The sequence below is a fragment of the Methylobacterium sp. Ger2507 genome (genome assembly GCF_055231875.1).
Map to the genome: position 1 here is coordinate 3550218 of NZ_JBUYVC010000001.1, position 11929 is coordinate 3562146.

Here is an 11929-nt window from a genome sequence, read left to right on the forward strand (position 1 = left end):
CATTCAGACCTTGCAAACGCCTGTTGAAGGGCAGTTGAACCCCTCAGCAAAGGCCGTTCTAGCGGCCGAATGGTGGGCTCATTTCCTCCGGCCCGCACTGACGCACCCGAAGGGTTCACGTGAGCGACGCTCCGCGGTGGAAGCGCTAGCGGGTGTTGAGGTTTGCGGCCCGCACGGGGTGTGGTTCACGCCGAGCCTACGTGACATCGAGCGCAAGGTCAGCAAGGCGACGGCCGGCGGCCTGAAGGGGCTGATCCGCAAGCGCCGCGAGACGAAGCCCGAGAGCCGCCTGATCCTCACGAAGCGTTGGGATGCCGCTACTGCCGGCTTGGATGACGCCCTGCGCGCCGAGATCGCCCGCAAGGTCCACCAGCGCATCCGCGACCTATGGGGCAGTGGCGCTGTCTACAGCGTGGTCCAGCGCCTTGCCGGCGAATACCTCGCTGATCTCACCCTTAAGGCCAGGATCGGCGGCACTTTCGCCGAGATCATGCCGGCGTGCGAACTGCCCAAGGGCGTCGTCGAGGCGGGCCGCAGCGCCCGGCGCGTCCATCAGTACCGCACGGACATCAAGGCTTGGGACGATCAGCGCTCACGCCTTCGTCTCACCTCGTCCGGGTTCGCGCCAATGGAACTCGTCTACGGCGATGTTCACCATTTCGATGTGTATGTTGCCCGCCCGGACGGCACGCTGGCGACCCCCAAGGGCATCGCCTGGCTCGATGCCGGCACCCGACGCGTGCGCATCGACCTCGTGCTCTGTGAGCCCGGCACGGCGATCCGCAACAGCGACGTGATCGACAGCTTCATCCACATGACGCAGGACCCTCACTGGGGCATGCCGGCGAAGCTCTATCTCGACAACGGCTCTGAGTACGGTTTTGCCGAGTTTCTAAAGGACGCTTTGCGCCTCGGCGGCCTGGACTGCGAGGACTTCGGCCGGGGCAGGGCGCTGATCCGGGCGACCGCCTACAATGCGGCAGCCAAGGGCATCCTCGAAGGCTCGTTCCGCGTCATCGAGCAGACAATCCTCTCGGTTGTTCCTGGCTATATCGGCGGCGACCGCATGAACTCCCGGCGGGCCAACCTCGGCAAGGCGCCCTCCCCGTTCGACGGCAGCTTCGACGACTTCGCCCACGACTTCGTTGGGCTGCTCGCCTTCTACAACACGAAGCGGCAGACCGGCGACCTCGCTGGGCGCTCGCCCGAGCAAGCCTACGCGCAGGCGGTCGCAGCCGGCTGGCAGCGCACCGACGTGGACGAACTGGCGCTGATGACGGCCTTCTCGGAGGAGGCTACGCGCACGGTCCAGGACGGCAAAATCAGCGTCGGCGGGGAATGGCTCTATTGCGACGCGCTGGCTCGCCACACCGGCGACAGGGTCAGCATCCGCCTGCCGAAGTACCTGTGCTGGCCAGCCGTCCCAGTGTTCACGACGAAGGGCGAATACATCGGCATTGCCCGCCCCGACCCGGTTTATTCTCGCCTCGATCCGGCCGGGGCCGCGGAAGCGGCTCGCCGCAAGGGCGTGGCCCGCGACGCGATCCGGTCTGAGGCGACCGACCTCAATCCGATCGATGTGGTGGCGGAGATGATCGCCTCCGGCCGCCGTCAATCCGGGCCTCCTGTACCGGCAAGTAAGGGCACGATCGAGCTGGGCAGGGACCGTGCCGAGATCGGCCGGCGCATCATGGAAAGCCCGACCGAGCGGCGTGATCGCGACCGCGAGGAGAAGCAGGCCAAGCTCAAGGCCACCCTTGAACGCGTCGAACGCTTCAGAGGCTTGTGATGGACGACCTCACCCCCATGCTTGACCCCAAGTATGCCCACCTCCCCCTTTACCTCCAGCGCGGTATCCTCCAGCGCAAATTGGAGCGCGAGGAGGAAGATCGCGAAGAGCGCAGGTGTCAGGAAAGCTTGGCACAAAAGCGTGCGGAGATCGCTGCAAAGCGCGCAGCCGAAGCCGCCCAGAAAGAGGCGTTCGAGGCTCGCCGTCAGGCTTACGCCAGCCGGGACACCCCGTTCGTGATGACCTCGGCGGCCAAAGTCGTGCTCGACACGATCGACCGCTGTGTACGGTTTGGACATAACGGGCTCGTCACCGGCGCGCCCGGCGTCGGTAAGACGCGTGCGCTGGAGGAGGCGGTACGCCGCTCGGGCACGATGGAAGGGCCACCGGTTGGCCTCGTGACCGTCACTGGCGTGATGGGAAATTCGACCATGGCGGTGCTGGAGGAGGTCGCTCCTCACGTCGGTTTGCGCACCGTCTACAGCGTCTCCGCGACGCTGAAGCTCCTGTGTAGCCGGGCCAGCGAATTTCCCGTCCTACTATTCGACGAGGCGCAGAACCTTGCCGACCGCGTGGCGCGCGACCTGTTGGCGATCAGCGATCAGGCTCGCGTCCAGATGCTGTTCCTCGGCAACGACGAGGTACTGAAGTTCGTCAACTCGCAGAAGGCCGCCATCAGGCAGATCGCCCGGCGCCTGCCGATCCGTGAAGAGATCGATTGTATCCTCGACGCGGACGCGGATCTGCTTGCCGGCCAGTATGCCGTCGAGGACCCCGAAGCGCTCCGGCTGTGCCGTACCCTCGCCGAGACCCACCACGCGGACGGCATCGGCAAGGTGCTGCCTATCGCCCGTGCTGTCGCGGAGGCGGCGGGCAGCCGGACGGTCAACGTCGATCATCTGCGCGAAGCGCTGTCGCTCTTCCCGCACTTCTCGCGTGACCTGGCGAGGGCCAAGGCAGCCCCGCAGGTCGAGCGTCAAAGCAGCTTCAAGCGCCTGCCGAAGCGGCGCTGACCCCCCTCCCCCTTCGTTGCGTACCCCAGGCCAGCTCCGACCCGGCTGACCTTCCAGGAGATGAGGCACAGCACCATGGCAGCACAGGCATCCCCCATCGCCCCAGACACCATGCCGCGCGTCTCGCGCAGCATGCGTGTCGATCCCGCCCGGCACCTGGTGCCGGACGACGTGCCACAATCACTCCTCGACAACTGGCACAGGATGCTAGGCGAGGCTGAAACGATGCGCCTCGCCCAGCAGCGCCAATACGAAGCTCAACTCGCTACGTCGCAGCAACATGCCCTCCGACTGCGCGGGATCGTCATGGATGCTTCTATGATCAGCCACGATCTCATTGCGCTCGCTTACTTGTTCGATAAGGCGCTGATCGATGATGCCGATGCAGACAGCGACCTACTGAAGGCGTCGCACCTTGTTGTCGATGTGATGAAGACCATCGCCGCCCGGCTGGGGGCGCTGGATGATCGCGCTGGCCTCGCTAGCGAAGAGGCACGCCTGTGATCCGGCCGGCGCAGCTCAAGCTCATCGAGCGCGCCCGAGAGGCCGCGGCCTCTGATCCCGCCGAGTTCGCGGAGATCCTGCGCCGCTGCGGCGGCGTAGATACTGTCGAGGCCCTGACTGCTCAGGGCTTCGCCCGGCTAATGGATCACTTCGCCGTCATCCGGTTTCAGTGCCGGCAGCGGCCTATCCTGTCGGCCGCCACCCGCAAGCTGATCGATGCGGCCGCGCAGCAGCTCGGCCTCTCGCCGCATGTCTACGCGGCCGATCTGCGCGGGTACGGCGGTGTCGCCGATTTGCGCGACCTCGGCGGCCGGGGCCTGATCGATCTCCTATCACGTTGGGAAGAGCGCGGCCTCGACGTTGCGGCTTTCGTGGCGGCACGCCGAACCATCACGCCAGCCAAGGTCCGTCTGATACAGGTCGCGCGCAAGCGCAACGCGATGGAGGACAGACGCTACTACAGCATGCTCCAGGGCTACGGTGGCGTCGTCTCAGCCAATGACCTGGATGGACGCGGCTTCGACTTATGCATGGCTTTCCTCGAAGCCGAAGGGTTCGAGCGCGAGCCGTTGGCCGTGACCAAGCCCGGCTTCGGTCGCCGGCCTGGCTTCGCCTCGCCCGAACAGGTCGAACTGATCCGCGCCCTCTGGCGTGAATGGTCCGGCTCCGAAGTTGAAGCCGAGTTGAACGCATGGCTGGAGCGCTATCACCGCGCCTCGACGCTGCGGTTCCTGACCACGGCCGGAGCCGGGAAGGTCATCACGTCGCTGAAGGCGATGAAGGCACGGAGTGCCCCAAAGCACGAGGCTCGACATGGCTGAGAGTTGCAGGCCTCCCAAGGCAGACGCCTTCGTTTCGCTGCGCCTGGTGGCGAAGGCCGCCGGGATCTCGCTCGGCGAGATGAGGCGTATCGCCGGAGAGATCGCGGCCGGCCATCGTCGCGAATGGCTCGGTGCGACCGTCGAGGTACGCACCGTCATTCAGGGCCGGACCCGACGCCGGGACATCGCCGCCACGAGCCTACCGCCCGTGCTTACGGCCGAGTTGGCTGGGAACCGCCTGCGCTTCCTCGTGGCGGCCGAGCAAGCCCTTCCCGATGGCGAGCTGCGCCACACCGACTTCATGCTGCTGCATCGGGCAGCGCAGTGGCCTACAATCCCGGCCGATATCTTCGCCCGCCTCATCACGAACCTCAAGGCCGATGGCGGCCTCCTGCGCGCGACCCGCAGCCGGTTCGACCTGGTGATAGACTACCTCTTCGGCTTCGGCTTCCGCGATGAGGGATTGCCGGATGTCGCGCCAGACTACCTCGCCTGGCTGGAGCAGGCGCGCTTGCATGCCGAGCTCGATGGTTCGGCCTTCGCGGCGCTGCTCGCTGAGGTCGGCCAAACCGAGCGCTCGGAGCGCCTGACAGGCGCCAACTTCTACATGATGCTTGCCCATCTGCATCAGAGGTTCGGGGTGCGGCTGCGTCTTCCTCCACGCCACGCAATGTCGCGCTTCGTCCTCGGGCAGATCCACCTTGCCGTTTACGGCTTGCGCCTGCCCTACGCCGATCACATCGGCTTCGTCGCCGTAATCGGTGGCGGGTGCGTGGCCACCCGCGATCTCGATGAGCGTGGCCAGCGCCGTCTGCTCGCCTACTACTACTCCCGAGGGTTCATTTCGCCGGAGCACCCGCCCCGGATAGCGGACATGCCGGGCTTCATCACCCAGCCGCAGGCCAACCTGATCTGGAAGCTTTGGCGCGACTACCAGTCTAACAAAACGGAGACGAGTGAGGCTGCTCTATCGGACTGGATGCTGACGCACCTCGGTCACGAAGGCGGACTTCACAGCCTGACAGCTGCCGGCACGCGAAGGGCGTTGGATCTGATGCTGGCGCCTATGATCGACCGGCGGCTCAAGGATGCATTGGATTATTAAAATCCGCCGCTAAGGCCGATGTTTTTCATCTGCTCTCGAAAGAACCCGATTTTCTTAAGACCTTCTAAGAACCCATGCCGGCAATCTCGGTATTTTTTTGCTGCATGCTTTCGGTCCTTCGGGAAATGGTGGCCGAGATTTCTATACATACTGATAAAAGCTTGTGCAGCACCTAGGGCTGCTGCGGCACCCGTGCATTGAGGAGCTTTTTGCATCGCTGCAAGTGTACGAGCTGATCCACCTGGCTTCGCATCTGCGTTCGCAATCCACCCTTTTGATGCAGCGTCGCGCCCAGCACGAAGCACCAAACCCTCCATTATTTCCGCTATGTCCGCAGCACCTGTCGGTGCGCTATGCTTATAGCGATCAAACGACTCGGCTAATCTACCCCTAATCTTGGCCGGCAGACCTCTTATATCTGCCCCAAACTCTACATCGGTGATTTGCTGAATAAGTGGTATCGAACTGGTACGTCTCTGAGCAGTCCCATCGGCCGATACAGTTATCATTCCGAACCCGTCGGCTGTAAGACGTTTATAGTCACTTTGATTTGCCAAATAACTTTCTTCGGCACAAACAGAATATACAGTAACAGGCATATCTAGATTGAGCAGGTTGGTCCGGCGCAAATTCAAGATAAGTGGATAAGGATTTTCTGAAACCTCGGCGACAACAGTTAAATGATCATGTACACGAAAGTGCATGGTCGGCGCCCAAGGCAATGTTTTATCAACTGCGGTGCCAAGGTGAATTGTAGGGTTCTGATACAGCTGCACAAAGAAGGCTTTGGCCGCGTCCACCAAAAAGGAGTCGCCTGAACTCAGGCCTGCCGTAGGCATTTCAATGCCTCAGCAGTTTCGCAAGCTTACGATAGAGGCTTTCCAGCTCATCGCGCAGCTCGTCGTCAATGTCGTCAAGTTTTTCTTCGGCGGTCACTTCGTCTAAGAAGGACACGAGCGAAGTGATGTATCTCGACGCTTTTTTCTCCCCATACTCGAATTCCACTGTTTCAGAGTAAGCCTGCCGAATAGTAACTTTTTTATTTGGATCGAAAATTTGATCGAGCGCCCGCCGTGCCGTTTTCTGTGCAACACCAAGACCTTCGACTGCTGTTGCAATTTTTGACAGTTGCCGAAAATCTGTTACTGCTGAAATTACGCCAGTTTGGAACTTTTTTACGAGAGTATCGCGAATTTCTTCAATTTTTGTAGAGTATTCGGGGATCCTTCTGGTTACTGCTTTGAGAGATTTTTCCATCTCGATAAAGAGATCTTCCGACAACCGCTGCTGTGCTTTCGGCTTATCAAGCTCTACCATCAGCATATCTTTGAAGCGATCTGGAAGCTCAAGCAATAATTGGCAGCGACGTATTGCGCCTCTAGTCAAACCAGTTAATTCAGACAGGGTTACTTCGTTTGGCTTAAGGCCGTTCTCAACTTCGTACAGGTCAATAACTCTCTCAAGTTTTGACGCAATTGTATAATAATCCCACTGCTCCCTCAAAGCGTGGATATTGTACATCAAAACAAGATTTTCAAGTTCTGTTGGTTTTGCCTGAATAATTGCCGGAACAGATGAGAGATTTAGTTTTCTAGCGCATCGCCATCTTCGTTCGCCGTCAATGAGGTAATAGGTCTCACCTTCTCTATAGACGGTGAGTGGTACCTGAATTCCATAGGTATCAATGGAACGCATCAAGCTTTCCATCTCTTCCTGCCGGAAAATGAGTCTTGGATTTTCAGGATTTGGCCGGATGTCTGCTGGCGACAAGCTCTGAAGTCGCTGGCTTCTTCTCGTAATGGGCATCAGTGTTTCACCCAATATATCATTTCCGTCACGCTGTTCCGCGGTATCCCCTTGGACCCGCCCATTGTTGAGTGAACGTGATCGAGAGCGAGAGATGTCGGGTATTTACGATAATGTTGGTTGATCATCTCTGGTATACGATGCCCCGAGTCCGGCAATAAGCCGTTAGTAGGGTAGCTTAAAATGAGGTCAGCTTGGATCTCTGCACACTGCGCAATCAGCGTTTCAATTGAGTATTCAACGTTTGAAGAAAGAGAAAACTGAGAAGTAAACCGATCTGATCGGTATATACCAATACCAGTAACTTCTGGTGTGTCGTTCAGAACTAATGTTTCATAGATGTGATAAAATCTTGAATATTGATCTTTGGTGTAAGGTGGATCGGCATAGACTACCGAGGGTCGAGCTTGGCTTCGACGCAGCTCACCGATCAATTTTTCCGAGTCGCAACGAAACACCTTATTCCTTCGGCGCCATTGCTGCGTCCCAGCTGGAGAAAGTCCGCCAAGCGCTTCAAACCATTCCGTCTTTACCGACCTTTTCCTTTGAGCGACAAACTTTTTAACGTTGCTAGATTTAGGCTTCAATGCTTGTGCGAAATGTCCGGTAGTTGTTGAGACTTTCGAAATGGCAGCAGCAAGTGCAACGATGAGCCATTTATGTTCGTCGTTGTCGACCGTGTTACTATCGAACATGAAATCTATATGCTGTCTGATTCCATCGATATCTATGCATTGTTGAAAGCCGAAATATGTCCCGGCGTATCGGTCAGTGAAGGAGCCGCAAACCTTGCTGGGGTCTGCATAACAGCCCAGCCTTTTGCTACCGATGCTGCTTAAGTCGTTCAGCTTTGATAGATCGGAGGTTGATAGAGCTTCCCTCTCAAGCGCTAATTCGTAGGATAAAACATCCTGTGCAACAACGGAGCGCTCGACAGCTTCACTCCAGTCGCTATCTAAGAGTCGTGCGAGTGTAGGCGGTGCTGATTTACTTGTGAAACGGGTCTCTGCAACAAGTGCGGCGAACGCTTGTTTGTCGTTCGACCATATGTTTCGACTTGGCGCTATCGCAGAACCAACAGAGCACATGCCTGAAAAAGCATCAAGGAACGGGCCAGGCTGACACTCCTCAGCAATCTGCTTAACATGGGTGGCCAACTGCCTTTTGGTTCCCATGTACGTCACTGGGATGACCATCTGGCGCACCTTTTCCTTGGTGTTTGACGTTGGCCATGCATCATTTTGCTCGTCAAGATTGTTTGGCATAGGTTGGCGTTGATCGCTGCTCAAGGTTGTAGGTGTGGCTTTTATGTTTCAGCCACAGATCACGAAGAATGAAGCTGTGCAGCTGCGTTGCTCGTCGGACAAATGGCTCCCAATTCGGTCCCAGCTCACGCTCCGAGTTGCATCTCCGAGTTAGGATCAAATTTAAAGGTGGTTTGAAGGTGCTGGAGGGGGATCGGAGGCGTTTGGGCTCCGATCGTACCTTTTGAGCAGCAAGCTGCCTCCGCGGCCTAAAACGGACGGCTACCCTTTGAGCAAACTCCTCGCCTCGTGCTAGGCTTCAATAGCGAGCGCGGAATTCGCCTTCGGGCGGCCGTTCGGCCATCCCCGTGAAAGCGGGCTGTGGGAGGGGGTTACGGCCCACCGTTCGCATTTATTACACCAGAACCTCCCTGCAGTAGGCCAGTTTCGCCCTGAATGCGTTCAGCGTGTTTTCTGACTGGCCCAAGGAACAAGCATTGACCTTCAGCGGCGCAGGGCAGCCGGGAGCTGAGGGTTCATGTCGGCCAGAAGTGGCACTAAGTATTTCCCCGAAGGGCTTGGACGCGTAGCCGGTCCTAAAGTCGTCGAGATGCGGCGCGTAAAGGTCGCTCGCACGAGCAGGGCCGCAGAGCGCACCGTCTATCTGTATCGGCGCGAGCTCGTTGCCGAACGCCAGCTCAGCAAGCGGCCGAGCTGAGCGATGGCAAACCTCGATGTCGCTCTGCGCCTTCGTCTCATCAACGGCCTTAAGGGGCCGAGCCAGGAGGCCAAGCGTGATCTCGATAGCCTGCGGACCTCCGCCCAACGGCTGAATATCACCCGTGGCGGCGATGCGCTCGCTCGTGACCTCGGCCGCGTGGTCACTGTCGGGGGCCGGGCCGACGCCAGCTTGCGCCAGGTTGTGGCTGCCGGTGGCGGGCTCAGTGCCACCGGGACTGCCGCAGCCCGCTTAGGCCACAGCCTGAATGGCGTGGTGACCGCTGGAAGCCAGGCGGATGCTTCCCTCCGAAAGCTCGGATCGAAGCGTGCCGGCGTCGCCGGGCTCGATGCTGTTGCCAGAGCCCTGTCGCAGGATCTGGATCGCGCCGGATCATCTGCGGCGAAGACGGCCGGTGGTCTCGGCCGGATCGGCTCCGAACGCGCCCGCATCGCCGGGACGGCGGTCGTTGCTGCCGAACTCGCACGCAACTTGGAGCGTGCTGCCTCGGTCGTGCCGCGCATCCGGCTTCCAGAGAAGCCGGTTCGGCCCTGGGGCGAGCCGGTCGCGGAGCATCCCCGAGAGGATCGCTCGAAAGGCCGGGTGCGAACGAAGGAGGCGGGCGTCTCTCCCATCGTCGCGGGCGGCAACCGTTTGGTCGGCGGCCTGGTCGGCGGGATCGGTGTGGCGGGCGCCTACAAGCAGGCAGCCGCCTTCGACCGGCGTATCACCATGATCGGCCAGACGGCCGAGGCATCGCGCGCGCAGATCGACACCCTGGGCGCCAGCGTCCACGACCTAGCGCAGGAGACGGCGCTTCCCGTCGACAAGCTTGCGGGCGGTCTCGAAGCCCTCGTGGCGCAGGGGCGCAACCTCAAGGAAGCGATGGACTTCCTACCCTCGGTCGGCCGGACGGCGGCGGCGAGCGGGTCCGAGGTGGACGACATCGCCAAGTCGGCCGACAGCGTAGGTTCCAATTTCGACATCGCCGGCAAGCGGATGCAGGCCGCGTTCGACATCATGGCCGCTGGTGGCAAGGCCGGGCAGTTCGAACTGAAGGACATGGCTCGCTACCTGCCGAGCCTGTCGCCTGCCGCGAAGGCACAGGGCTTCAAGGGGGAGCAAGGCCTCGCCGACATCGTCGCGATGCTCCAGACCATCCGCAAGGGCAGCGGCACGGCGGAAGAAGCTGCCGTCTCGATGACGAACATCTTTCAGAAGCTCAACAGCGAGGAGACAGCCAAGAACTTCAAGAAGATGGGCGTCGACCTCGAAGAAGCGTTGAAGCGGGGTCGTAAGGAAGGCCGCAACCTCGTCGAGGTGCTGGAGGAGGCGACGCAACAGGCGACCAAGGGCGACCTGTCGCTGATGCCGAAGCTCTTCAAGGATCAGGAGTTCGGTCGGGGCATGCTCGCCCTGATGACCTATCGCGGCGAGTGGCAGAAGCTGTCGGAGAGCCTTCAGACCAAGTCCGGCGGGACCGTGCTGCGCGATCTCGTCCAAGTGACGAAGGATGCGCAGGCCAGCATCGATCGTGTCTCGAACTCGTGGAGCCGGTTCATCGACGCCGCCTCCCGCGCGGCTGATGCGGGTGGCTTAAGCACCGGCCTCAGCGAGGCGGCCAAGGAGTTCCAAAGCATCGCTGTTGCGTTGGAGCGGGTGAACAAGGCCTACGCCGAAGGCGGCCTGAAAGGCGCATTTAATCAGGCGACGGGCGATGCTTCGGAGCGCATCCGGGAAAACCGCAAGGCTTGGCTCGATGACCGCGAGCGCCAGGAAACGGGGCGCATCGCGGAGCTGGAGGCCGACAACAAAGCCTTCCGGGACAAGCTACTACGCGAGGGCCGTTCTCGGGACGAGATCGCATCCACGATGCGGGTGCGCGAGGAGGCCGTAGAGAAGGCCCGCCGTCGCAAGGGACAGGTGGAGCGCGCAAAGGCCGATCCCGCACTAGCCGAGCGGAAGCCGCTTCGCATGGGTGTCGATCCGACCGCACCGCTAAGTGGCGAGGTGAAGCCGGTCGGGATCGGCACGGTCGCCTTCAACGAAGCGTACCCGCTCGACTTGCGGCGCGCGGTGAAGGTGCCCCTGCCGCCGGTTCGGCCCCGTACGCTGCCGGTGAAGCCCGGTGCCGGCATCGACCAGATCGAGGATGTGCTGGGGCCGGAAGAGCGCCGGCCAGCCGCAGAGCGCCAACGCAGCTTCGATACGCCGGACGTGGAAGGCCGCCGCCCCAACATGGAGGCCGCGATGCGTGCGCTGGCAGAGGCGCGGCGCATCCGTGAGCAACGTGTGACGGCTCCGCAGCCGCGAACCGTGCCCCTGAGCTTCGACCTCAATGGACCGGCCCCGACGACTGACATGCGGATCGGCCGACAGCCAGGTACTGCAACGGCCTTCCCGCTATCGCCCAACATTGCCGCGCCGAAGTTCGATGCGCAGCCGATCATCACCGCTGTGAAGCAAGCCGAGGATGCGACCCGGGGCCTTCAAACGACCTTGAAGCAGGATCTCAGCGGGCCGGCGGTCGCGAGCATGCAGAGCTACCAGGGCGCCCTCTCGACCGGCGTCCAGGCCGCGATCGCGCTCGTGGTTTCGGCGGCGGCACAGATGAAATCCGCCCTCAGCTTCACCGCGACCCCAACGATCACGCCGAGCATCACCGCCCCGCGAGCTGCGCCAGGCAACGGATCGAGTTCCCCTGCGGCGGCCTCGCCAGTCCGCGCTACGGGGGGCAGCCAGACCACGCCGCGCCTTCAGAGCGCCGGTCTGCGCCAACGCGGCGGGATCAACGTCAGCGGTCCGATCCATGTGCACGGCGTGCGTGACGTGGCGAGCCTTGAAACCGGCATTCGCCGGGAGGCGGATCGCCGGGCGCGCGACACCCGCGACAACGGCCTTCACGATCTTGGGAGCAATCTCGCATGAC

At 61.0% G+C, this 11929-nt stretch carries 9 protein-coding genes; 6 read left to right on the forward strand and 3 right to left on the reverse strand.

All coding sequences use genetic code 11. The features are described from left to right. The first annotated feature begins 136 nt into the window (after positions 1-136). The 5 genes from ACV7NL_RS16350 (at position 137) to ACV7NL_RS16370 (ending at position 5232) form a co-directional block, all read left to right on the forward strand. Complete coding sequence (locus tag ACV7NL_RS16350) at positions 137-1789, forward strand: hypothetical protein (protein ID WP_463356236.1); 1653 nt, start codon at positions 137-139, stop codon at positions 1787-1789. Beyond that, positions 1789-2802 (forward strand): AAA family ATPase, encoded by a 1014-nt coding sequence (locus ACV7NL_RS16355; protein WP_463356237.1) that lies wholly within the window; start codon positions 1789-1791, stop codon positions 2800-2802. Before ACV7NL_RS16350 ends, ACV7NL_RS16355 begins: the two co-directional genes overlap by 1 nt. 75 nt (positions 2803-2877) lie before the next feature. Next, positions 2878-3306, forward strand: coding sequence for a hypothetical protein (locus tag ACV7NL_RS16360; RefSeq protein WP_463356238.1), 429 nt, complete (start codon positions 2878-2880; stop codon positions 3304-3306). Beyond that, a complete protein-coding gene (locus ACV7NL_RS16365) occupies positions 3303-4127 on the forward strand; it encodes a regulatory protein GemA (RefSeq protein ID WP_463356239.1) in 825 nt (274 codons plus the stop codon). The genes ACV7NL_RS16360 and ACV7NL_RS16365 overlap by 4 nt, the downstream gene beginning before the upstream one ends. Continuing rightward, positions 4096-5232, forward strand: coding sequence for a hypothetical protein (locus tag ACV7NL_RS16370; protein ID WP_463356240.1), 1137 nt, complete (start codon positions 4096-4098; stop codon positions 5230-5232). The genes ACV7NL_RS16365 and ACV7NL_RS16370 overlap by 32 nt, the downstream gene beginning before the upstream one ends. Here ACV7NL_RS16370 and ACV7NL_RS16375 read toward each other — a convergent pair. The 3 genes from ACV7NL_RS16375 to ACV7NL_RS16385 are packed head-to-tail and all read right to left on the reverse strand — an operon-like array spanning position 5229 to position 8327. Next, entirely contained in the window at positions 5229-6071 is an 843-nt protein-coding gene (locus tag ACV7NL_RS16375) for a hypothetical protein (RefSeq protein WP_463356241.1), read from the reverse strand. The genes ACV7NL_RS16370 and ACV7NL_RS16375 overlap by 4 nt on opposite strands. A gap of 1 nt (position 6072) precedes the next feature. Next, positions 6073-7053: a ParB/RepB/Spo0J family partition protein gene (locus ACV7NL_RS16380; RefSeq protein ID WP_463356242.1), complete on the reverse strand. Its 981-nt coding sequence runs from the start codon at positions 7051-7053 to the stop codon at positions 6073-6075. Next, entirely contained in the window at positions 7038-8327 is a 1290-nt protein-coding gene (locus tag ACV7NL_RS16385) for a DNA adenine methylase (RefSeq protein WP_463356243.1), read from the reverse strand. Before ACV7NL_RS16385 ends, ACV7NL_RS16380 begins: the two co-directional genes overlap by 16 nt. Before the next feature lie 676 nt (positions 8328-9003). On the opposite strand from ACV7NL_RS16385, the gene ACV7NL_RS16390 reads away from it, so the two are divergent. Continuing rightward, entirely contained in the window at positions 9004-11928 is a 2925-nt protein-coding gene (locus tag ACV7NL_RS16390) for a phage tail tape measure protein (RefSeq protein WP_463356244.1), read from the forward strand. Position 11929: the final 1 nt, after the last annotated feature.

What these genes read in the sequence shown, in the direction of transcription:
- ACV7NL_RS16375 (WP_463356241.1), bottom strand. Translation starts at nt 6,071, where the DNA reads ATGCCTACGGCAGGCCTGAGTTCAGGCGACTCCTTTTTGGTGGACGCG.
- ACV7NL_RS16355 (WP_463356237.1), top strand. Translation starts at nt 1,789, where the DNA reads ATGGACGACCTCACCCCCATGCTTGACCCCAAGTATGCCCACCTCCCC.
- ACV7NL_RS16390 (WP_463356244.1), top strand. Translation starts at nt 9,004, where the DNA reads ATGGCAAACCTCGATGTCGCTCTGCGCCTTCGTCTCATCAACGGCCTT.
- ACV7NL_RS16360 (WP_463356238.1), top strand. Translation starts at nt 2,878, where the DNA reads ATGGCAGCACAGGCATCCCCCATCGCCCCAGACACCATGCCGCGCGTC.